This is a genomic window from Paracidovorax sp., from assembly GCF_057642795.1.
On record NZ_JBXYZY010000021.1, the window covers coordinates 239,353 to 259,862 of the forward strand.

Here is a 20,510-nt window from a genome sequence, read left to right on the forward strand (position 1 = left end):
GGCGCCTGCCTTGGGTGGGTATGCAGCAGGTCTGTTTTTCACCTGAAGAAAATATGTGCAGATGCAGCATTATTTTGCAATATGAAAATGAAAAGCACGATTTGAAATCGCATTAATTTATGAGAAACTCCGCGCCGATCGTTTACCGTAGCCGTTATCTAAAGGAGACAAGGCATGTCAGATCAGACCGCGCAGCAGGGTGCTGGTGTCGCTTCGACCCCCACCGACATCGATCAGCAAGAGACTCGTGAGTGGCTGGATGCCCTGTCGGCCGTCATTGACAAAGAAGGTGCCGAGCGGGCGCATTTCCTGATCGAGCAGATGCTCGAACACGCCCGTCAGAGCAGCATCGACATGCCGTTCTCCGCGAACACGGGCTATGTGAACACCATCGAGTCCAGCCAGGAGGCGCGTTGCCCCGGCAATCTGGAAATCGAAGGCCGCCTGCGCGCCTACATGCGCTGGAACGCCATGGCCATGGTGGTCAAGGCCAACCGCCACCATCCGCCCGAGGGCGGCGACCTGGGCGGCCACATCGGCTCCTTCGCCTCGCTGGCCAACATGTTCGGCGCGGGCTTCAACCACTTCTGGCACGCCGAGAGCGAAAACCACGGCGGCGATCTGCTGTACATCCAGGGCCACGTTTCGCCCGGCATCTACGCTCGCGCCTACCTGGAAGGCCGCCTCTCCGAAGAACAACTGCTGAACTTCCGCCAGGAAGTGGATGGCAAGGGCCTTTCCAGCTATCCGCATCCCAAGCTGATGCCCGAGTTCTGGCAGTTCCCCACGGTCTCGATGGGTCTGGGCCCGCTGATGGCGATCTACCAGGCGCGCTTCCTGAAGTACCTGCACGCCCGTGGCATCGCCAACACCGAGAACCGCAAGGTCTGGGTGTTCTGCGGCGACGGTGAAATGGACGAGGTCGAATCGCTGGGCGCCATCGGCCTGGCCGCGCGCGAGAACCTCGACAACCTGATTTTCGTCATCAACTGCAACCTGCAGCGCCTGGACGGTCCGGTGCGTGGCAACGGCAAGATCATCCAGGAGCTGGAAGGCGAATTCCGCGGCTCCGGCTGGAACGTCATCAAGCTGCTGTGGGGCAAGGGCTGGGACGACCTGCTGGCGCGCGACAAGGACGGCGCGCTGCGCAAGATCATGATGGAGTGCAACGACGGTGACTACCAGTCGTTCAAGGCCAACGATGGCGCCTACGTGCGCAAGAACTTCTTCGGCCGCGATCCCCGCACGCTGAAGATGGTCGAGCACATGAGCGACGACGAGATCTGGAACCTGCGCCGCGGCGGCCACGACGCACAGAAGGTCTATGCGGCCTTCTCCGCGGCCAACGCGCACAAGGGCCAGCCCACCGTGCTGCTGGTCAAGACCGTCAAGGGCTTCGGCATGGGCAAGATCGGTGAAGGCAAGAACACCGTCCACCAGACCAAGAAGCTCGGCGACGAGGACATCAAGGCCTTCCGCGACCGCTTCAATATTCCAATTCCGGACAGCCAGATCGCCGATCTGCCGTTCTACAAGCCGGCCGACGACACGCCGGAAATGAAGTACCTGCACGAGCGCCGCAAGGCCCTGGGCGGCTACCTGCCGCACCGCCGCACCAAGGCCGACGAGAGCTTCACCGTGCCCGCCCTCGAAACCTTCAAGGCCGTGCTCGACCCCACGCCCGAAGGCCGCGAGATCTCGACCACGCAAGCCTACGTGCGCTTTCTCACGCAGCTGCTGCGCGACCAGGCCCTGGGCCCGCGCGTGGTGCCCATCCTGGTGGACGAGGCCCGTACCTTCGGCATGGAGGGCCTGTTCCGCCAGATCGGCATCTACAACCCGCACGGTCAGCAGTACACCCCGGTCGACAAGGACCAGGTCATGTACTACAAGGAAGACAAGGCCGGCCAGATCCTGCAGGAAGGCATCAACGAAGCCGGCGGCATGAGCAGCTGGATCGCCGCCGCCACGTCGTACTCGACGAACAACCGCATCATGGTGCCGTTCTACGTGTACTACTCGATGTTCGGCTTCCAGCGCATCGGCGACCTGGCCTGGGCTGCGGGCGACATGCAGGCGCGCGGCTTCCTGCTGGGCGGCACCTCGGGCCGCACCACGCTGAACGGCGAAGGCCTGCAGCACGAAGACGGCCACAGCCACATCCTGGCCAACACCATCCCGAACTGCGTGAGCTACGACCCGACCTTCGCGCACGAAGTGGCGGTGATCATGCATGAGGGCCTGAAGCGCATGGTCGAGCGCCAGGAAAACGTCTTCTACTACCTGACGCTGCTCAACGAGAACTACGCCATGCCCGGCCTGCAGCCCGGCACCGAGGCGCAGATCATCAAGGGCATGTATCTCTGCAAGCAGGCTCCCGCGCTGCCGCAGGGCGCGCCCGCCGTGCAGCTGCTGGGCAGCGGCACCATCCTGCGCGAATCGTTCTTCGCCCAGGAACTGCTGGAAAAGGACTGGGGCGTGGCCGCTTCCGTGTGGAGCTGCCCGAGCTTCAACGAGCTGACCCGCGACGGCCAGGAAGCCGAACGCTGGAACCTGCTGCACCCGACCGAGACGGCGCGCGTGTCGTATGTCGAAGAGCAGCTGTCTAAGACGGCCGGCCCGGTCGTGGCCTCCACCGACTACATGAAGGCCTACGCCGAGCAGATCCGCCCGTTCGTCCCCAAGGGCCGCACCTACAAGGTGCTGGGCACCGACGGCTTCGGCCGCAGCGACTTCCGCAGCAAGCTGCGCGAGCACTTCGAGATCAACCGCCACTACATCGTCGTGGCGGCCCTCAAGGGCCTGGCGGAAGACGGCGTCGTGCCCGCATCCAAGGTGGCGGAAGCCATTCAGAAGTACGGCATCAACACCGACAAGATCAACCCCCTGTACGCATAAGCCGCACCGGAGACGCATATGGCACTGGTAGATATCAAGGTCCCGGACATCGGGGACTTCGACGAAGTGGGCGTGATCGAACTGCTGGTCAAGCCCGGCGACACGGTCAAGGCCGAGCAATCGCTGATCACGGTGGAGTCCGACAAGGCCTCGATGGAGATCCCGTCGAGCCACGCCGGCACCATCAAGGAACTCAAGGTCGCGCTGGGCGACAAGGTCAAGCAAGGCTCCGTCATCGTGGTGCTGGAAGCTGCCGATGCCGGCGCTTCCGCCCCCGCTGCAGCGCCCGCAGCCGCAGCGCCTGCTGCGAGCCCCGCCGGGGCACCCGCTCGCGCGCCAGCCGCGGCGGCGCCTGCCCCGGCGCCCGCCGCCGCAGCGGGCCCGATCGAAGTGCGCGTGCCCGACATCGGCGACTTCAAGGACGTGGCCGTCATCGAGCTGCTGGTGAAGGTGGGCGACACGGTCAAGGAAGAGCAGTCGCTCTTCACCGTCGAGTCCGACAAGGCCTCGATGGAGATTCCTTCGCCCGCCGCCGGCGTGGTCAAGGAACTGAAGATCAAGGTGGGCGATACGGTCAACGTGGGCGATTTCGTGGCCGTGCTGGAAGGCTCCGCGCCCGCTGCAGCTGCCACTGCCGCTGCACCGGCCCCTGCATCCGCTCCGGCGGCTGCTGCCCCCGCGCCTGCGGCCCAGGCCGCTGCGCCGGCACCGGCTGCCGCCGCTGCTGCGCCTGCCGCATCGGCTGCTGCGGCGCCCGCGCCGCACGCCCCGGGCGCTGCGCCCATCGGCCTGCCGCACGCATCGCCCTCGGTGCGCAAGTTCGCCCGCGAACTCGGCGTGCCGCTGGAAGAAGTGAAGGGCTCCGGCCCCAAGGGCCGCATCACCGAAGCGGACGTTCAGGCCTTCACCAAGCAGGTGATGTCCGGCGGCCTGCAGACCAAGGCCCAGGCCGCCAAGGCGCCCGCTGCCAGCGGCGGTTCCGGTGCGGGTCTGGACCTGCTGCCCTGGCCCAAGGTGGACTTCGCCAAGTTCGGCGCCGTGGAACGCAAGGACCTGTCGCGGATCAAGAAGATCAGCGGCGCGAACCTGCACCGCAACTGGGTGATGATTCCCCACGTCACCAACAACGACGAGGCCGACATCACCGAACTCGAAGCCTTCCGTGTCTCCACCAACAAGGAGAACGAGAAGTCCGGCGTCAAGGTGACCATGCTGGCCTTCGTCATCAAGGCCCTGGTCGCGGCCCTGAAGAAGTTCCCCGAGTTCAACACCAGCCTGGACGGCGACACGCTCGTCTACAAGCAGTACTTCCACATCGGCTTCGCGGCGGACACGCCCAACGGCCTCGTGGTGCCGGTGCTCAAAGATGCCGACAAGAAGGGCATCATGCAGATCAGCCAGGAAATGGGCGAGCTCGCCAAGAAGGCCCGCGACGGCAAGCTCGGCGCGGCCGACATGCAGGGCGGCTGCATGTCGATCTCGTCCCTGGGCGGCATCGGCGGCACGCACTTCACTCCCATCGTCAACGCACCCGAAGTGGCCATCCTCGGCCTCTCCAAGGGCCAGACGAAACCGGTCTGGGACGGCAGTCAGTTCGTGCCGCGCCTGATGCTGCCGCTGTCGCTGTCGTACGACCACCGCGTGATCGACGGTGCTTCTGCTGCGCGCTTCAACGCCTATCTGGGCCAGTTGCTGGCGGACTACCGCCGCATCGTGCTGTGAAAGGAACGCTGACATGGCAGTGATCGACATCAAGGTACCCGACATCGGCGACTTCGCCGAAGTGGGCGTGATCGAAGTGCTGGTGAAAGCCGGCGACACCATCAAGGTGGAACAGAGCCTCATCACCGTCGAGTCCGACAAGGCATCGATGGAAATCCCGTCGAGCCACGCCGGCGTCGTCAAGGAGGTGAAGGTCAAGCTGGGCGACAAGATCGCCGAAGGCTCCGTCGTGCTGACGCTGGAAGCGGCCGATGCCGGCGCCGCGGCCGCACCCGCCGCGGCACCAGCGCCGGCGGCTTCCGAGGCGAAACCCGCTGCAGCGACCGCAGTGCAAGCGCCTGCTGCTCCCAAAATAGAAGCGGCGAGCTTCGGCGGCAACGCCGACATCGAGTGCGACGTGCTCGTGCTCGGCGGCGGCCCCGGCGGCTACAGTGCCGCCTTCCGCGCGGCCGACCTGGGCCTGAAGGTCGTCATCGTCGAGCGCTACTCGACCCTGGGCGGCGTCTGCCTGAACGTGGGCTGCATCCCCTCCAAGGCGCTGCTGCACGTGGCGGCCGTGATCGACGAAGCCAGCCACCTCAAGGCGGCCGGCATCGACTTCGGCACGCCCCAGGTCAACGTGGACACGCTGCGCGGCCACAAGGAAAAGGTCATCGGCAAGCTGACCGGCGGCCTGGCCGCCATGGCCAAGATGCGCAAGGTGACCACCGTGCGCGGCGTGGGCCAGTTCGTGGGTGCCAACCACCTCGAAGTGGAGGAAACCACCGGCGCCAAGGGCCAGGAAAAGACGGGCAGCAAGAAGGTCGTGGCCTTCAAGCGCGCCATCATCGCCGCCGGCTCGCAGGCCGTGCATCTGCCCTTCATGCCCCGCGACCCGCGCGTGGTCGATTCGACCGGCGCGCTGGAACTCAAGGAAGTACCCAAGCGCATGTTGATTTTGGGCGGCGGCATCATCGGGCTGGAAATGGGCACCGTCTATTCCACGCTGGGCGCCCGCCTGGACGTGGTCGAGATGATGGATGGCCTGATGCAGGGCGCCGACCGCGACCTGGTCAAGGTGTGGCAGAAGATGAACGCCCACCGCTTCGACAACATCATGCTCAAGACCAAGACCGTCGGCGCCGAAGCGACGCCCGAGGGCATCAAGGTCACCTTCGCCTCCGCGGAAGAGGGCGGCACCGCCCCCGAGCCGCAGGTCTATGACCTGGTGCTGCAGGCCGTGGGCCGCACGCCCAACGGCAAGAAGATCAGCGCCGAGAAGGCCGGCGTGGCGGTGACCGACCGCGGCTTCATCGACGTGGACATCCAGATGCGCACCAACGTGCCGCACATCTTCGCCATCGGCGACATCGTGGGCCAGCCCATGCTGGCGCACAAGGCGGTGCATGAAGCGCACGTGGCGGCCGAAGTCATCGCCGGCGAACTCACGGGCGACAAGGCGCTGGCATCCGCCGCGTTCAACGCCCGCGTGATTCCGAGCGTGGCCTATACCGACCCCGAAGTGGCATGGGTGGGCCTGACCGAAGACCAGGCGAAGGCCCAGGGCATCAAGGTCAAGAAGGGCCTGTTCCCCTGGACGGCCTCCGGCCGCGCCATCGCCAACGGCCGCGACGAGGGCTACACCAAGCTGCTGTTCGACGATTCGCCCGAGGCCCATGGCCACGGCAAGATCGTGGGCGGCGGCATCGTGGGCACCCACGCCGGCGACATGATCGGCGAGATCGCACTGGCGATCGAAATGGGCGCCGACGCAGTGGACATCGGCAAGACCATCCACCCGCACCCCACCCTGGGCGAGAGCATCGGCATGGCTGCGGAGATCGCCCACGGTTCCTGCACGGACGTTCCGCCGCAGAAGAAGTAAGCGTAGTGGCGATGCCGCTTCGGCTGCGCATCGCTGCTTTCTCCCGACAAGGCAGCTTCGGCTGCCTTTTTTCCTTGCCGGGCTGGACGTTGCTGGCACGGCTTGCTCGTGAGCGTGGGACATTGCGGCGATCCGCCGCAAGGTGCGATGAAGCGGGTGTCCATACCAGCGCAGTGGGGCACCGTGGAGGCGATCCATCATCCATGGACGGCTGGCGGCCCCCGTCCGCAGAAACTGGTACGCGCATCCGAAAGACGACAGCCCAACGCGTTGCTGATCCGATCGGGTACCGCGGTGGTCTTGGCTCAGAGACAAAAGTTCGAACCGCCCGGGGGTATCGACATGGCTTCTTGGAATGGGTGCTATCTTTCGGATAGCTACATATGAAGGTGCAACAAGCGCTGCGGGGTCAAAGGGCTCTCGAACTTTGTCACAATGCCGGCATGCAAGCCCTGTTCGACGCCATCGCCGCGATGCCCCTCTTCCACGACGCCCAGCGCCTCTTTCATGGACGCGGCGGTCGCTTTCCCGGCTGCGAGCATCTGGCGCTCGACGTGTATCCGCCGGTCTTCGTGCTCACCAGCTTCGAGCCCCTGGCGGACGAGGCGCTGGCCGCCATCGGCACCGCGCTGCAGGCCCGCTGGGCCCGGATCGCGCCCGGCGAACCATTGAACTGGGTCTTCCAGTGCCGGCACGAGCGGCAGCGCGAGACGCGCCTCATGGCTGGCAGCGTGCCCGAGCCGCACGTCGTCGCCGAACAGGGCGCCCGCTACCGCGTGCATGTCGATAAAGGCCAGAACCACGGCCTGTTCCTGGACATGGCCGAAGGCCGCCGCTGGGTGCGCGAGCACATCGCCGCACGCAAGGCCCGGGAGCCGCGCGGCGCCAAGGTGCTGAACCTGTTCGCCTACACCTGCGCCTTCTCGGTCGCCGCGCTGCAAGGCGGCGCCCGGCAGGTCGTCAACGTGGACATGGCCCGCGGCGCCATGGCCATCGGCCAGCAGAACCACCAGCTCAACGGGCTGACCGCAGGCGCCAGCTTTCTGGCCCACGACATCTTCAGCACCTGGGGCAAGATCACCCGCAGCGGCCCCTATGACCTGGTGATCGCCGACCCGCCCAGCTACCAGAAGGGCAGCTTCGTCGCCACCAAGGACTACGCCCGCCTGTTGCGCCGCCTGCCCGACCTGTTGGCCCCGGGCGGACACGCGCTGCTGTGCCTGAACGCGCCCGAGCTGGGCCTCGGCTTCCTGCAGGATCAGATGGCGGAGCTGGCGCCCGAACTCCGCTTCGTGGAGCGCGTGGCGAATCCGGCGGTGTTCGCGGATGTGGATGAGGGCAGGGCGCTGAAGGTGGTGGTGTATCGGGCGGATCCGTTACGGCACTCTTGCGCCTGAAAGACCCAGGCCCTGCGCTCTTCGGCGAAGATCCCGGGCCTGTTCCATGAAACAGATGCACGGAGCTCGGAAACGGAATCAGCGCTCTTTGCCGGCGCCGATCTCCATGGCGTCGGGTTGCACCGGGGGTGGCTGCAGCAGTTGGTGACAAGCAAGGAGAAGGAGCATGTGGGTCTCGTCTGCACACTGTCATCCAGGCCGACAACCTGTGCTTACGCCTGCTGACACCTGAGGAGCCTCTCCGGTAAGAGCATGGCGCCCTGATATTCATTCAGGAGTTTCTCCATGCATCCAGCCCTTCGGCACACCGATCGCCGCTTCCGTTCTTCGACCATCGCGATGGCCCTGGCGGCCACGATCGCGGCCCCATTCAGCGCAGGCGTGGCCGCCCAAGGCAGCCTGCCGCAGGCGCATACGCAGGGGAGCCTGCGCTATAGCTGTGGCGGCATCGGGCTGGATGAGTCGACCGCCATGCGGGCCGCGATGAAGGAACACCCTCTCTCGCTGCTGTTCGCCGCGGCCGGTGGCGCCTATGAGGCCGACGTGCGCGTCACCGTGAAGCCCGAAGGCGCGGGTGAGCCGCACAGCTTCACGGCCAGCGGGCCGATCTGCCTCTTGAACCTGCCCGCCGGGCGGTACGCGGTGGAAGCCGAGATGGCCGGCAAGACGCAGCGCCAGAGCGTCGAGGTGGGCAAGGCGCCCAGGACGCTGGATTTCCGTTTCTAGACGCCTCTGATTGCCGCTGATCCGGCGTTGAGGCGCGCAGGCGCAGGCGCAGTCAGGCCGGCTGTGCCATCCGCCGGGTGATGAAGTCCCATTCGGCCGCCTCGACCGGGGTGATGGAGAGCCGGCTGCCCTTTTGCAGCACGCGCATCTCGGCCAAGGCCGGTTGCGCCCTCAGATCGGCCAGCGCGATGAGCGGGATCTTGCGCAGCGCCTGCACGTCCAGCAGCAGCCAGCGCGGCTGGGCGGGGGCCGATTTGGCATCGAAGTAGGCTGATTCCGGGTCGAATTGCGTGGGATCCACGCGGGTGCCCGATGCCACCCGGGCGATGCCTGCGATACCCGGCTCGGGGCAGCTGGAATGGTAGAAAAGCACGCCATCGCCGACCTGCATCTCGTCGCGCATGAAGTTGCGCGCCTGGTAGTTGCGCACGCCCGTCCAGGCGACGGTGGCATCAGGGGCCGCCAGCGCATCGTCCATCGAGCATTCCTCGGGTTCCGACTTCATCAGCCAGTAGCGGGCGGGGCGGGGCGGTGCTGCGTCGGGAGTGGGGGCGGAGGCAGGAGACATGGCGAGATTTTCCGACAAAGTCCTGAAGGCTCACCCCAAGCTGTCGGCGCTTGGCACGGCGTCGCGCGCGGACGCCAGCGGCGCCAGCAGCGCCCGCAGATCGGCCTCATCGAACTTGACCGCGCCTGCGGCATCGTGGCCCAGCACGCCGTCCGCCAGGGCCTGCTTGCGCGATTGCAGCTCCAGCAGGCGCTCTTCGATGCTGCCTTCGGCCACCAGCCGGTAGACGAAGACCGGCTGGTCCTGACCGATGCGGTGGGCGCGGGCGGTGGCCTGCTCTTGGGCGGCGGGGTTCCACCACGGGTCCAGGTGGATCACGGTGTCGGCGGCTGTGAGGTTCAGGCCGGTGCCGCCGGCTTTGAGGCTGACCAGCAGCACGGGGGCGCTGCCGTGCGCTTCGCCCCTGTCCTGCTCCTGAAAGCGTCGCACCACCTCGGCGCGCTGCGCGGGCGGAGTCTCACCGGTCAGGCGCAGAAAGCGCAGGCCCAGCGCCTGCAGGCTGTCGCCCACCAGCGCCAGCATGGCGGTGAACTGCGAGAACACCAGCACGCGCCGGCCTTGCTCCAACAGCGTGGGCAGGGTGGTAGCCAGCCATTCGAGCTTGGCGCTTTCGGTATCGGGCGCGACCTGCGCGCCTCGCACCAGGCGCGGGTCGCAGCAGGCCTGGCGCAGCTTGAGCAGCGCGTCCAGCACCGCGATCTGCGCGCCGGCCCAGCCCTGGCGGGCGAGTGCGCGGCGTACCTGCTTGTCGGCCGCGGTGCGCACGGCTTCGTACAGGGTGCGCTGGCGGCCCTGCAGCTGCACGCGCTGCAGGATGTCGGTGCGCGGCGGCAGTTCGGCCGCCACATCGGCCTTGCGGCGGCGCAGGATGAAGGGGCGCACGCGCTGGGCCAGCAGCTGCGCGCGCAGGGTCTCGCCGTTCTCCTCGATGGGCTTGCGCCAGCGCTGGGCGAACTGCCGCGCGTCGCCCAGGAAGCCGGGCATGAGGAAGTCGAATTGCGCCCACAGCTCGCCCAGGTGGTTTTCCAGCGGCGTGCCCGTCAGGCAGAGCCGGTGCGCGGCCTGCAGGCTGCGCAGGGCGCGGGCGCTGCGGCTGCCGGCGTTCTTGACCATCTGCGCCTCGTCGAGGATCAACAGGTGGAAGGGCTGCGCGGCCAGGGCGGGCGCGTCGCGCCAGAGCAGGGGGTAGGTGGTCAGCACCAGGTCGTGCCCGGCCATGTGGGCGAAGCGGCTCGCCCGGTCCGGCCCCTGCAGGGCCAGCAGGCGCAGGCCGGGCGCCATGCGGGCGGCTTCGGCCTGCCAGTTGAAGAGCAGCGAGGTGGGCAGCACCACCAGCGCCGGGCGGGTGAGGCGGCCGCTTTCCTTTTCCAGCAGCACATGGGCCAGGGCCTGCGCCGTCTTGCCCAGGCCCATCTCGTCGGCCAGGATGCCGCCCAGGCCCTGGGCGCGCAGGTATTGCAGCCACGCCAGGCCCTCTGATTGATAGGCGCGCAGCGCCACCTGCAGGCCCAGGGGCGCCACCACAGGCTGCGGCGTGCCGATGGCCTGCAGCCGCCGGGCGAGCCAGGCCAGGCCGGCCTCGCCTTGCAGCTGCCAGTCGTGCGCGCCCTGTCCCAGCCCGTCGTGCAGGGCCTGCAGGCGCTGCGCCTCCCAGGCACCGAGGCGCAGTGGTTCGCCCTCGCGCCGCTGCTGGCGGGCGGGATCGGCCAGCAGATCGACCAGCGCGCCGACGATGGCCTTGATGGGCTCGGCCGGCGCCTCGATGCGCCGCCCGCCCGGTGCACGCAGCGTGATGACCTCGGTGTCGTCGATGGCCGCGATGCGGCGCGCATCCAGCCAGCGTGCTTCGCGGCGCAGCAGGTCGGCCACCATGGGCGCCAGGTCCAGGGTTTCTCCGTCGATCTCCACGCCCAGGCTCAGCAGCCAGGCGCCTTCGCGCTCGGGCAGCCGCAGCTTCTGCACGGGGCGCGGGCGGGTGCCCAGCGGGCCGTCCACCTCCTTGGCGTTGGCCTCGCCGGTGTCGGGGGAGAGCACCAGCTTCCAGCGCTGCACCGGCACGCTTTCATGCGCGAAGCCGGGCCGGACCACCACGCGCCAGCCCTGCGACCGCAGGCGGGGCACGGCGTCGGCCCAGAAATCGCTGAATGCAGCCTCCTGCGCCAGCGTCCACAGCGGGCCCAGGCCGGCGCCCGCATCGGCGCTGCGCCATTGCAGCGTGCGGAGGTCGATGGGCAGCAGGCCCAGCTCCCGCACCAGGTCGATCGCGTCCGCCTCGGCGGCCAGGTCGCGCTGCAGGCGCAGCACGCCTCCACCCGCGCCGGGCACTTCCTGCAGTGCGGCGGGGCGGCTGTTGAGGATGGTGGTGGGCGCGGGCGTCTGCCAGAGCACCGGGCCCGGTGCGCCGGTGGTGCCGTGGGTACCGGGGTGCCGGTAGGTCCAGTCGATCTGCGCCACGGTGACGCTGTCGCCGCGCGGGCCGATGGCGCCCTGGCGCTCCAGGCCGAGCAGCCCGTCGCCCCGGCCAAGCGTCATCAGAGTGAGGGTGGGCTGGAAATGCCCGGCGATGGCGCCGTCCGGTGGCGCAGACGTCGCCGGCCCGGATGCTGTGGGTTCGGCGCCCCGCATCAGCGCCATCACGCGGGCGGCCTCGGCATCGGTCGGGGTGGGCAGAGCCTGCAGCTCGGCCGGGCCGGCGCGGCGCCGCAAGGCGGCGATCCATGCCGCGATCACCGCCTGCCGGTGGGCTGGCGACGGGTCGGCATCGAGGGGAGGGGCAGAAGGGCCGGTTGCAGTCACTGGCCCGCGATTGTGCCGTGCGGCGCGGGCGCAGGCCGCCGCAGCGGCCCGTCAGGCATCGCCCAGCACCCTGGCGAAGAGCTCGTTGCGGAAGTGGATGCCCAGTCGCGCGAACGCGCGGTTGCGGTAGGTCTTGACCGTGGGCAGGCCCAGACCCAGGTCGCTGGCGATGCCGTCGTGCGTCATGCCCTGCAGTAGGCGCGCGCAGACATCGACCTCGCGCGGGGTCAGGCGCCCTTCCAAGCGCAGCAGTCGCTCCGTCAGCGCGCCGAGGTCCGGCCGAGGTGCCGGCCGGGTCAGGGCGATGTGCTTGCGTGCCAGCGCCAGCAGAAGCGGCGCAACCGATTCGAAGGCGCAGAGATGCCGGTCGTGAAAGGGTGGCTGGTGCGCATGGCGGTAGAAGTTGAGGGCCAGAACGGAGCCGTCCTGCGCGTCGTCCAGCGCCACCGAGACGCGCTCGGCTACGCCATGGGCGTCATACACCCGAGTCCGGTGGTCAGCCGCGATCTCGCCGGCCGTGACATGGCAGAGCCGGGGCCGGGGTGCAGCTTGCGCCGCACCCCAGGTGCCGTCGCTGCGGCAGGGCCCTGACAAATAGGCCTGCCAGCAGTCCCGTGTGGTGTCGGGAACGCCACGGCTGGCAGAAAGGAACAGCGCGGGCTGGCAGCGCTGGCCTGTGCGGTACATGGACCACGACGCAGCGGGCAATAGCGGCGCCAGTGCGTCAAGCATGCGGGCCGCGAAGTCCACGTCCCCCAGCCGCTCGACCAGGTCCTCGACAGCGAGCCCGGCAGTGCTGGCAGTGCCAGCCGGCGCATCGGCGCAGGCCGAGGGAGGCAGCCAATGTCTCATGGGGCCTTCGGGTGAGGGGGGCGGGCGTCGAGTGGCATGGGACTGTCATCCTCCAGGAGGACAGACAGCGCCGGCATCGGTAGTTACGCTGATCGCATGAATGATTACCCAGGTTTTGGTTCTGAGGGCGGGCCCGAAGCGCTGCCGACACCCCTGCTGAAGTTCTTCGCCGACCTTGCGGTGCAGGTGGGTCCGCCGCAGGAGGTGGGCGAGACCTCGCAGGGGCTGCGGCGCGTCGTACCCATCGTCGGCGGCACCGCCAGGGGCGACGGGTGGGTGGCGCGGGTGCTGCCCGGCGGCGCAGACTTCCAGCGCATCGTGAATGGCCGCCTGTCTGAGCTGGACGCCCGCTATGTGCTGGAAACGGATGCCGGCGACCGGATCTATGTGCAGAACCAGGCCATCCGCTGCGGGCCGGCCGAGCTGATCGCCCGGCTTGGCCGGGGCGAGCCCGTGGACCCGGCGCAGATCTACTTTCGCTGCCACCCGCGGTTCGAGACGCCTTGCCCGGCGCTGGCGTGGATTTCGGAGCGCTGCTTCGTCGGCACGGGCGCGCGCTATCCGGACCGCGTGTCCATGCGCTTCTTCGAGCTGACCTGATGAGCTGAGATCACGACCTGCCGCCCCTTTGGCGCGGCCCCGCATGAGCAATACAAAACCCATAAGGAGACATCGATGCACAAGCCCTCACACCTTCCAGTCCCATCGCCGCGCCGCCGCATGCTGGCCTTTGCCGGTGCGGCCCTTTTGGGCACGGCAGCGGCCGTCGTCACCCCCGTGCAGGCGCAGACGGCCGCATCGGAGCAGCCGGGCACTCCGAACAGCTACCCGAGCAGGCCGGTGCGCATCATCGTGGGCTTTCCCGCGGGCAGCGGGCCGGACATCGTGGCGCGCCTCCTGGCTCAGCGGCTCTCCGAAGGTTGGGGCGGAGTTGGCGTGATCGTTGACAACAAGCCCGGCGCGGCCGGCCTGATCGCCGCGAGCGAGGCCGCGCGCGCCGCGCCCGATGGCTACACGCTCATGCTGGGAGAGACGGGTCAGCTCAGCATTGCGCCCAGCACCTATAGTCGGCTGCCCTACGCGCCGCAGAAGGACTTCGCTGCGGTGAGCCAGGTCGCCACGTCCGACTTCGTGTTGCTGGTCGATCCTCAGAAGGTGCCTGCCCGGACCGTACGTGACTTCGTCACCTGGGCGCGGGAACGCCCGCAGGGCCTCTTCATGGCGACCTTCGGCGCCGGCACGCCCGGACATTTCGGCGCCGCGTTGTTTGGCGATGCCGTCCAGCTCAAGCCCGAGCCCGTGCATTACAAGAGCACGGCCGATGCGTTAGCCGGGCTTTTCGGAGGCGACGTCCAAGGGCTCTTCGCCAGCGTGGGACTGGCCGCTCCCAACGTCAAGGCCGGCAAGCTGGTGGCGTTGGGCGCCACCGGCGCCACGCGCAGCGCCGCACTCCCCGGCGTGCCCACCTTCAAGGAACAGGGATACGGGGCCGTGGCATTCTCATCGTGGTTCGGGATCGTCGCGCCAGCACGCACGCCAGCCGCCATCGTCGCGCGACTGGGCGCCGATGTGGCTCGCGCAGCCCAGTCGCCCGAAGGACGGGTCCGGCTGGAGGACGCGGGCTTCAAGGCCACAGGCACAAGCCCGCAGGAATTCGCGCGCATCATTGCAGAGGACACCGCCACGTGGGGCAAGGCAGTTGCTGCGACGGGTTTCAAGGCCGATTGAGCGTGTGAGCCCCCGCGGCTGAGGAAAGAGCGTGGTGTGGCTGCCTCAAGCCTGCGGGTGCGGCAAGGCAAGGTGTGCCTGCTTGACCACCCGCACGCAGTCCTGCAGGTGGAGCTCCCCCAGATAGCGCAGAGTCGCGTAGTCCAGCGCCGCTGACACGGCCTGGCCGGCCAGCGGCACGAACTTGGCGGCCTGGCTGGCCGTCAGCCGCAACCCCAGGGCGCGGCTGGCCCGGATCACCAGCTCGCGCGTGACCAGCTTGCCGATCAGTACGGAGCCGACCATCGACACCGCCTTTTGGACCTGCTCCCGCTTGTGGGGCGTGAGCGCATCCAGCTGGGCCGCGCTCAGCCCAAAGCGCGCATTCATCTCTGGCACCAGGCGCGACAGCAGCGCCGCATCCACCGCCCAGTCGAGGCCGGGCACCGGCACCGTGCCTGCCACGGCCGCATAGAGCGCGCGGCGGTGCAGCAGCCGGCGGCTGCTTTCGATGGCAGCCTGGAGTGCGGGGTCGCCGTCTGCCAGCGCTTTGGCAGACGGCCATGCGGGTTTTTTCTTCAGCATGCGCTGGGGGCTCTGGCAGCCACGGGGCCTGAGGATCAGGCCTTGCGCCGGATCAAGCCGTAGAGCACCAGCAGCACGATGGCCCCCACGATGGAGGCGATCCAGCCTGCCGCTTCGCCCTGTGCGTACCAGCCCATGGCCACGCCGACATAGGTGGCAAGGAAAGCGCCGGCCACGCCGAGCAGCATGGTCATGAACCAGCCGAGCTTGTCGTCACCGGGCTTGAGGGCGCGAGCCAGCAGGCCGACGATCAGGCCGACGAAGAGGGTTCCGAGGAGAGACATCATGAAAGGCTTTTCCTTACAACGAGTGGATGAAAATGACGCCCAGGCATTCCCTGGCCCGCCGCTGGCCAGCATTGTTGCCAACCGTTGAACGCCGGCTTGCAGGACGGCGCCGCACGTTCGGCAGGCGAGGGGGCGGCGCCACGGTGGCGTAGCTTGTGCGCCGCACGCACGAAAAAAAGCCGCCCGTAGGCGGCTGATTGTGGCGATCAACCCGCTAGGCGCCCCGCGGCTGCGGTGGCCGGCTCAGCGGCGCGCGGAATTGGCGATTGCATCGGTGGCAGAGTCGTCTTCTGCCAGGACGCGGCGGGCGCCGTTGAAACGGCGTTGCCAGTAAGTGCCCGTCATGTCTTCCACGCGCACTTCCGAGCCGGTGCGGGGCGAGTGGATGAACTTTCCGTCGCCCAGGTAGATGCCGACATGGCTGAAGGCGTGGCGCATGGTGTTGAAGAACACCAGATCACCGGGTTTCAAGTCCTTCTTGTCGATGACCTCGGTGGCCGCAGCCTGCTCCTTTGCGCGGCGGGGCAGCATCAGGCCCTTGGCCTGTTCGAAGATGGTACGGACGAAACCGCTGCAGTCGAAACCCGTTTCCGCGCTGGTGCCGCCGCGGCGGTAGGGAACACCCAGAAAGCCCATGGCCGTGGAGACCAGGGTGGTCGTGCGATCGGCGACGTCGTGACGCACTTCCTGGAGCTGGGTGATCAGACCGCGTTCCTTGAGGATGCGGTCGATTTCATCGTCGCTGATCTTGCTGGCGGCAGGAGCCGCATGGACGGCTTGGGCCCCAACAAGTAACAAAAAGCAAATCCAACGTGACATGGGTCGCGAGAGTAGCATGGCTTGCGCTGAAGTCCTACAAAAAAATGCCGGTCCTCCTGCTTTTTGAGGGTCTTTGGCCCGGCGACAGTGATGGTCTTTGCCGATCAAAAATAGCCGAAGAGCCAGAAAACATGCGGGTTTGCGGAGCTGTGCGGGCCTCGCGCGCGTCGCCCTGGAGGAGTCCATCATGAATTTGCAACGAAATGCAGGCGCTGCCCTGATGCACAGCCCACAGAATGCTATGGTTAACGTAGCAAAGGCCATCGTCGTTACGACCGCCATCGCCTGGGCGGTCATCCCCGTGCATGCGGCCGTCGGGTCGGAAAAGCCGGTCGCGCCCGTGGCGGCGCGCGCCGCGGTGTCCACCGAGGTCGTCGCCACCGGGCTGGACCACCCCTGGGGCCTGGCCTTTCTGCCCGGCGGGCGCTTTCTGGTGACGGAGCGCCCTGGCCGTCTGCGCGTGGTGGAGCCCGACGGGCGTCTGAGCCCGCCACTGGCAGGGCTGCCATCCATCGCCGTCGGAGGACAAGGTGGCCTGCTGGACGTCGCCACCGACGCCGACTTCGAACGCAACCGCCGCGTTTACTTCTGCTTTTCCGAGCCCGATGCCCAAGGCGCAGGCACCAACAGCACCGCGCTGGCACGGGCCACGCTCTCGCCCGACGACAGGGCGCTCAAGGACGTGCAGGTGATCTTCAGCCAGAAGCCCAAGGTCCGCAGCAACGCGCATTTCGGCTGCCGCATCGTGCAGGACGGGCAGGGTGGCCTGTTCCTCACGCTGGGCGACCGCTTCCAGCGCAAGGACGACGCGCAGACGCTGGACAACCACCTGGGCAAGATCGTGCATGTGCGTGCCGAGGGTGGGGCCGCGCCCGGCAACGCGGCGCCGGCCGGCGCCTTGCCGGAGATCTGGAGCTGGGGGCACCGCAACGTGCAGGGCGCGGCGCTGGGGCCGGACGGGCGGCTCTGGGTCCACGAGCATGGCCCGCAGGGCGGCGATGAGGTCAATATCGTGCAAGCCGGGCGCAATTACGGCTGGCCGGTCATTACCTATGGCGAGAACTACGGCGGCGGCAAGATCGGCGAAGGTGCCGCCAAGGCCGGCATGGAGCAGCCGCTGCACTACTGGGTGCCGTCCATCGCGCCTTCGGGCATGGCCTTCTTGACCAGCGACCGCTACGGCGCAGCCTGGAAGGGCAGCCTGTTCGTGGGTTCGCTGCGCTTCGCCCGCCTGCATCGTCTGCAGTTCGATGCCACGGGCCGGGTGGTGTGCGACGAATATCTGCTGGACAAGGCTGGCCACCGCATCCGCGACGTGCGGCAAGGTCCGGACGGCTGGATCTACCTGCTGACCGACAGTCCCGAAGGTCAACTGCTTCGGCTCAGGCCCTGAGCCGGGGGTGCGGGGCACGGATTGCTGCTGCTATATGATTGATAGCTGCCCGCCCCGGCGCTGCAAGCGCGGGCCGCTCATTTCCATCTCTTTTCAGCCGGACAAAGGCACGCCATGCTCCTCGACGCCCTCGAATCCCAACTCGTCCTGGTGGACTACCAGGAACGCCTGATGCCCGCCATTGCCGATGGCGCGGCCGTGCTGGCCAATGCACGGCTGCTCGCGCAGGTGGCTCAGGCCCTGGAGGTGCCGGTCTGGGGCACCGAGCAGAACCCCTCGCGCCTGGGGCCCAACGACGCCGTGGTGCGCGCCGCATGCCGCCGCACGCTGGCCAAGATGCAGTTCAGCGCGGCCGACGAAGGCCTGGGCGAATGGCTGCGCCCGCCCGCCAAGCCCCAGCAGGGCGGCAACGCCCGCAGCTTGCCGCGCCACCTGCAAAAGCCCCAGCAGCCGCAGGGCGGCGCCGATGAGCGCGGCAGCATCGTCATCGCCGGCTGCGAGGCCCACGTCTGCCTGCTGCAGACGGCGCTGGACCTGCTGGAAGACGAGTTCGAAGTCTGGGTGGTGACCGACGCCTGCGGTTCGCGCACCGAGCGCAACCGCGATGCGGCCTTCGATCGCCTGGCCGGCGCTGGAGCCGAGCTCGTGACCACCGAGATGGTGGCCTTCGAATGGCTGCGCGGCTGTGAGCACCCGGCCTTCAAGGACGTGCTGGCGCTGGTGAAGTAAGGCGCCGAGCGCTGGGCAGGCGGCGGCCTGCGGGTGAGCGCGGTGGGGCGAGGCAGGGCAGGGTGGGGTAGGTACTTGCCCTCGCGCAAGGTTGGTGACAGGCGGCTGAGCACAATCGTGCGGGCAGGCATGACCAACAACCAGGAGACAAGCCCATGACCGCCCCCACCGTGGACCCCGCCGCCGCATTCCATCGCCGCTCCATCGAGGACCGCGACGCCTTCTGGGCCGAGCAGTCCCGACTGATCGACTGGCACACGCCCCCGTCGCAGATCTGCGACTTCTCCCAGCCGCCCTTCGCGCGCTGGTTCGCCGGCGGCACTACCAACCTCTGCCACAACGCCGTGGACCGGCACCTGGCCGAGCGTGCCGGGCAGCCCGCGCTGGTCGCCATCTCGACCGAGACCGGCACCGAGCGCAGCTATTCGTACGCCGAACTGCACGCCGAGGTGCAGCGGGTGGCCGCCATGCTGCAGTCGCTGGGCGTGCAGCGCGGCGACCGGGTGTTGATCTACATGCCCATGGTGGCCGAGGCTGCCTTCGCCATGCTGGCCTGCACCCGCATCGGCGCGCTGCACTGCGTGGTGTTCGGCGGCTTCGCGGCCGGGGCGCTGGCCTCGCGCATCGACGATGCCGAGCCGGTGGCCATCGTCAGCGCCGATGCGGGCTCGCGCGGCGGCAAGGTCGTGCCCTACAAGCCGCTGCTGGATGAGGCTCTGCGCCTCTCGCGCCACCAGCCGGCCTCCGTGCTGCTTCTGGACCGGGGCCTGGCGCCCCTGCCGATGCAGGCCGGCCGGGATCACGCCTGGGTGGCGCTGCGCGAGCGGCACCTCGATGCCCAGGTGCCTTGCGAATGGGTGGACGCCACCCACCCCAGCTATACGCTCTACACCAGCGGCACCACCGGCCGGCCCAAGGGCGTGCAGCGCGATACGGGCGGCTACGCGGTGGCGCTGGCGGCCAGCATGCGGCACCTCTTCGATGCGCAGGCCGGCCAGGTGTTCTTCGCCACCAGCGACATTGGCTGGGTGGTGGGTCACAGCTACATCGTCTATGGCCCGCTGCTGGCGGGCATGACCACCATCTTCTACGAAGGCCTGCCCACCCGGCCCGACGCGAGCGTGTGGTGGGGCATCGTGGAGCGCCACCGGGTGACGCACATGTTCTCCGCACCCACGGCGGTGCGGGTGCTCAAGAAGCAGGACGCGTCCTGCCTGGCGCGCCACGACGTGTCCTCGCTCAAGGCGCTGTGGCTGGCCGGCGAGCCCCTGGATGCACCCACGGCCGACTGGATCGGAAAGGCGCTGGGCGTGCCCATCATCGACAACTACTGGCAGACCGAGACCGGCTGGCCCATCCTCACGCTGGCGATGGGCATCGCGCACCAGGTGCCGCGCCTGGGCAGCCCGGGCCGGGCCGTTTATGGGTACAACGTGAAGCTGATCGACGAGCTGACGGGCGAAGAATTGACCGCGCCCGGCCAGAAAGGCGTGCTGGCCATCGACGGGCCACTGCCGCCCGGCTGCATGCAGACCGTGTGGCGCGACGACGAGCGCTTCGTCAACACCTACTGGAAGAGCCTGCCCGGGCCCATGCGCTACAGCACCTTCGACTGGGGCATCCGCGACGAGGACGGCTACTACTTCATCCTGGGCCGTACCGACGATGTCATCAACGTGGCCGGCCACCGGCTGGGCACGCGCGAGATCGAGGAGAGCATCGCCGCGCACGCCGGCATCGCTGAAGTGGCGGTCGTGGGCGTGGCCGACGCGGTCAAGGGCCAGGTGGCCATGGCCTTCGCGGTGCCGCGCGATGCGGCGGCCCTCGCCGATGAAGAGGCGGCGCGCCGGCTGGAGGGCGAGGTGATGCAGCGCGTGGATGGGCAGCTGGGCGCTGTGGCCCGGCCTTCGCGCGTGCTCTTCGTCAGCCTGTTGCCCAAGACCCGCAGCGGCAAGCTGCTGCGCCGTGCGCTGCAAGCGGTGGCCGAGCGGCGCGACCCGGGCGATCTGACGACGCTGGACGACCCGTCCGCGCTGCAGCAGGTGAGGAATCTGATGGCGCGCTGACCCTCTCCGCCGTGCCACCGCCGTGCAGATTTGCTATCGTTTAAATAGCGATTGACGCTTGCTGCACCGGGGCTTGCGGGCAAAATGCCGGCAATCCCCGG

Annotated in this window: 16 protein-coding genes; 10 read left to right on the forward strand and 6 right to left on the reverse strand. The window is 68.2% G+C overall.

Annotated features, from left to right (window positions below; all coding sequences use genetic code 11):
* Positions 1-174: 174 nt before the first annotated feature.
* The 5 genes from aceE (at position 175) to AC3A84_RS08030 (ending at position 8,607) form a co-directional block, all read left to right on the forward strand.
* On the forward strand, positions 175-2,898 hold the full coding sequence (aceE, locus tag AC3A84_RS08010) for a pyruvate dehydrogenase (acetyl-transferring), homodimeric type (protein ID WP_487969069.1): 2,724 nt from the start codon (positions 175-177) through the stop codon (positions 2,896-2,898).
* 18 nt (positions 2,899-2,916) lie between these two features.
* Positions 2,917-4,620, forward strand: a complete 1,704-nt coding sequence (aceF, locus tag AC3A84_RS08015; protein WP_487969071.1) for a dihydrolipoyllysine-residue acetyltransferase — start codon at positions 2,917-2,919, stop codon at positions 4,618-4,620.
* 13 nt (positions 4,621-4,633) lie between these two features.
* The gene (lpdA, locus tag AC3A84_RS08020) at positions 4,634-6,484 is read left to right on the forward strand and encodes a dihydrolipoyl dehydrogenase (protein WP_487969073.1); all 1,851 of its coding nucleotides are present in this window, start codon (positions 4,634-4,636) and stop codon (positions 6,482-6,484) included.
* A 443-nt stretch (positions 6,485-6,927) separates the two neighbouring features.
* A complete protein-coding gene (locus AC3A84_RS08025) occupies positions 6,928-7,881 on the forward strand; it encodes a class I SAM-dependent methyltransferase (protein ID WP_487969075.1) in 954 nt (317 codons plus the stop codon).
* A gap of 285 nt (positions 7,882-8,166) precedes the next feature.
* Positions 8,167-8,607, forward strand: a complete 441-nt coding sequence (locus AC3A84_RS08030) for a carboxypeptidase-like regulatory domain-containing protein (protein ID WP_487969076.1) — start codon at positions 8,167-8,169, stop codon at positions 8,605-8,607.
* A gap of 52 nt (positions 8,608-8,659) precedes the next feature.
* Here AC3A84_RS08030 and AC3A84_RS08035 read toward each other — a convergent pair whose 3' ends face one another.
* The 3 genes from AC3A84_RS08035 to AC3A84_RS08045 form a co-directional block, all read right to left on the reverse strand.
* The gene (locus AC3A84_RS08035) at positions 8,660-9,175 is read right to left on the reverse strand and encodes an EVE domain-containing protein (protein ID WP_487969077.1); all 516 of its coding nucleotides are present in this window, start codon (positions 9,173-9,175) and stop codon (positions 8,660-8,662) included.
* 30 nt (positions 9,176-9,205) lie between these two features.
* A complete protein-coding gene (locus AC3A84_RS08040) occupies positions 9,206-11,707 on the reverse strand; it encodes a DEAD/DEAH box helicase (RefSeq protein WP_487969315.1) in 2,502 nt (833 codons plus the stop codon).
* Between the two features lie 315 nt (positions 11,708-12,022).
* Entirely contained in the window at positions 12,023-12,823 is an 801-nt protein-coding gene (locus tag AC3A84_RS08045) for a helix-turn-helix transcriptional regulator (protein ID WP_487969078.1), read from the reverse strand.
* Positions 12,824-12,919: 96 nt separating this feature from the next.
* Here AC3A84_RS08045 and AC3A84_RS08050 point away from each other — a divergent pair, with 96 nt between their 5' ends.
* Positions 12,920-13,423, forward strand: coding sequence for a DUF3237 domain-containing protein (locus AC3A84_RS08050; protein ID WP_487969079.1), 504 nt, complete (start codon positions 12,920-12,922; stop codon positions 13,421-13,423).
* 75 nt (positions 13,424-13,498) lie between these two features.
* The gene (locus tag AC3A84_RS08055; protein WP_487969080.1) at positions 13,499-14,551 is read left to right on the forward strand and encodes a Bug family tripartite tricarboxylate transporter substrate binding protein; all 1,053 of its coding nucleotides are present in this window, start codon (positions 13,499-13,501) and stop codon (positions 14,549-14,551) included.
* 45 nt (positions 14,552-14,596) lie between these two features.
* On the opposite strand, the gene AC3A84_RS08060 is transcribed toward AC3A84_RS08055, so the two are convergent.
* The 3 genes from AC3A84_RS08060 to AC3A84_RS08070 form a co-directional block, all read right to left on the reverse strand.
* The gene (locus AC3A84_RS08060) at positions 14,597-15,115 is read right to left on the reverse strand and encodes a hypothetical protein (RefSeq protein WP_487969081.1); all 519 of its coding nucleotides are present in this window, start codon (positions 15,113-15,115) and stop codon (positions 14,597-14,599) included.
* 35 nt (positions 15,116-15,150) lie between these two features.
* Positions 15,151-15,402: a GlsB/YeaQ/YmgE family stress response membrane protein gene (locus tag AC3A84_RS08065; RefSeq protein ID WP_487969082.1), complete on the reverse strand. Its 252-nt coding sequence runs from the start codon at positions 15,400-15,402 to the stop codon at positions 15,151-15,153.
* 243 nt (positions 15,403-15,645) lie between these two features.
* Complete coding sequence (locus tag AC3A84_RS08070) at positions 15,646-16,221, reverse strand: C40 family peptidase (protein ID WP_487969083.1); 576 nt, start codon at positions 16,219-16,221, stop codon at positions 15,646-15,648.
* Positions 16,222-16,462: 241 nt separating this feature from the next.
* On the opposite strand from AC3A84_RS08070, the gene AC3A84_RS08075 reads away from it, so the two are divergent.
* The 3 genes from AC3A84_RS08075 (at position 16,463) to AC3A84_RS08085 (ending at position 20,409) form a co-directional block, all read left to right on the forward strand.
* On the forward strand, positions 16,463-17,614 hold the full coding sequence (locus AC3A84_RS08075) for a PQQ-dependent sugar dehydrogenase (protein WP_487969084.1): 1,152 nt from the start codon (positions 16,463-16,465) through the stop codon (positions 17,612-17,614).
* Between the two features lie 114 nt (positions 17,615-17,728).
* On the forward strand, positions 17,729-18,343 hold the full coding sequence (locus tag AC3A84_RS08080; RefSeq protein ID WP_288509027.1) for an isochorismatase family protein: 615 nt from the start codon (positions 17,729-17,731) through the stop codon (positions 18,341-18,343).
* 155 nt (positions 18,344-18,498) lie between these two features.
* On the forward strand, positions 18,499-20,409 hold the full coding sequence (locus tag AC3A84_RS08085) for a propionate--CoA ligase (protein ID WP_487969085.1): 1,911 nt from the start codon (positions 18,499-18,501) through the stop codon (positions 20,407-20,409).
* The last annotated feature ends 101 nt before the right edge of the window (positions 20,410-20,510 follow it).

Bases quoted from the DNA above. Each gene is read 5' to 3' on its own strand.
- aceE (WP_487969069.1), top strand. From the start codon at position 175: ATGTCAGATCAGACCGCGCAGCAGGGTGCTGGTGTCGCTTCGACCCCC.
- aceF (WP_487969071.1), top strand. From the start codon at position 2,917: ATGGCACTGGTAGATATCAAGGTCCCGGACATCGGGGACTTCGACGAA.
- lpdA (WP_487969073.1), top strand. From the start codon at position 4,634: ATGGCAGTGATCGACATCAAGGTACCCGACATCGGCGACTTCGCCGAA.
- AC3A84_RS08025 (WP_487969075.1), top strand. From the start codon at position 6,928: ATGCAAGCCCTGTTCGACGCCATCGCCGCGATGCCCCTCTTCCACGAC.
- AC3A84_RS08030 (WP_487969076.1), top strand. From the start codon at position 8,167: ATGCATCCAGCCCTTCGGCACACCGATCGCCGCTTCCGTTCTTCGACC.
- AC3A84_RS08035 (WP_487969077.1), bottom strand. From the start codon at position 9,175: ATGTCTCCTGCCTCCGCCCCCACTCCCGACGCAGCACCGCCCCGCCCC.
- AC3A84_RS08040 (WP_487969315.1), bottom strand. From the start codon at position 11,707: ATGACGCTTGGCCGGGGCGACGGGCTGCTCGGCCTGGAGCGCCAGGGC.
- AC3A84_RS08045 (WP_487969078.1), bottom strand. From the start codon at position 12,823: ATGAGACATTGGCTGCCTCCCTCGGCCTGCGCCGATGCGCCGGCTGGC.
- AC3A84_RS08050 (WP_487969079.1), top strand. From the start codon at position 12,920: ATGAATGATTACCCAGGTTTTGGTTCTGAGGGCGGGCCCGAAGCGCTG.
- AC3A84_RS08055 (WP_487969080.1), top strand. From the start codon at position 13,499: ATGCACAAGCCCTCACACCTTCCAGTCCCATCGCCGCGCCGCCGCATG.
- AC3A84_RS08060 (WP_487969081.1), bottom strand. From the start codon at position 15,115: ATGCTGAAGAAAAAACCCGCATGGCCGTCTGCCAAAGCGCTGGCAGAC.
- AC3A84_RS08065 (WP_487969082.1), bottom strand. From the start codon at position 15,402: ATGATGTCTCTCCTCGGAACCCTCTTCGTCGGCCTGATCGTCGGCCTG.
- AC3A84_RS08070 (WP_487969083.1), bottom strand. From the start codon at position 16,221: ATGTCACGTTGGATTTGCTTTTTGTTACTTGTTGGGGCCCAAGCCGTC.
- AC3A84_RS08075 (WP_487969084.1), top strand. From the start codon at position 16,463: ATGGTTAACGTAGCAAAGGCCATCGTCGTTACGACCGCCATCGCCTGG.
- AC3A84_RS08080 (WP_288509027.1), top strand. From the start codon at position 17,729: ATGCTCCTCGACGCCCTCGAATCCCAACTCGTCCTGGTGGACTACCAG.
- AC3A84_RS08085 (WP_487969085.1), top strand. From the start codon at position 18,499: ATGACCGCCCCCACCGTGGACCCCGCCGCCGCATTCCATCGCCGCTCC.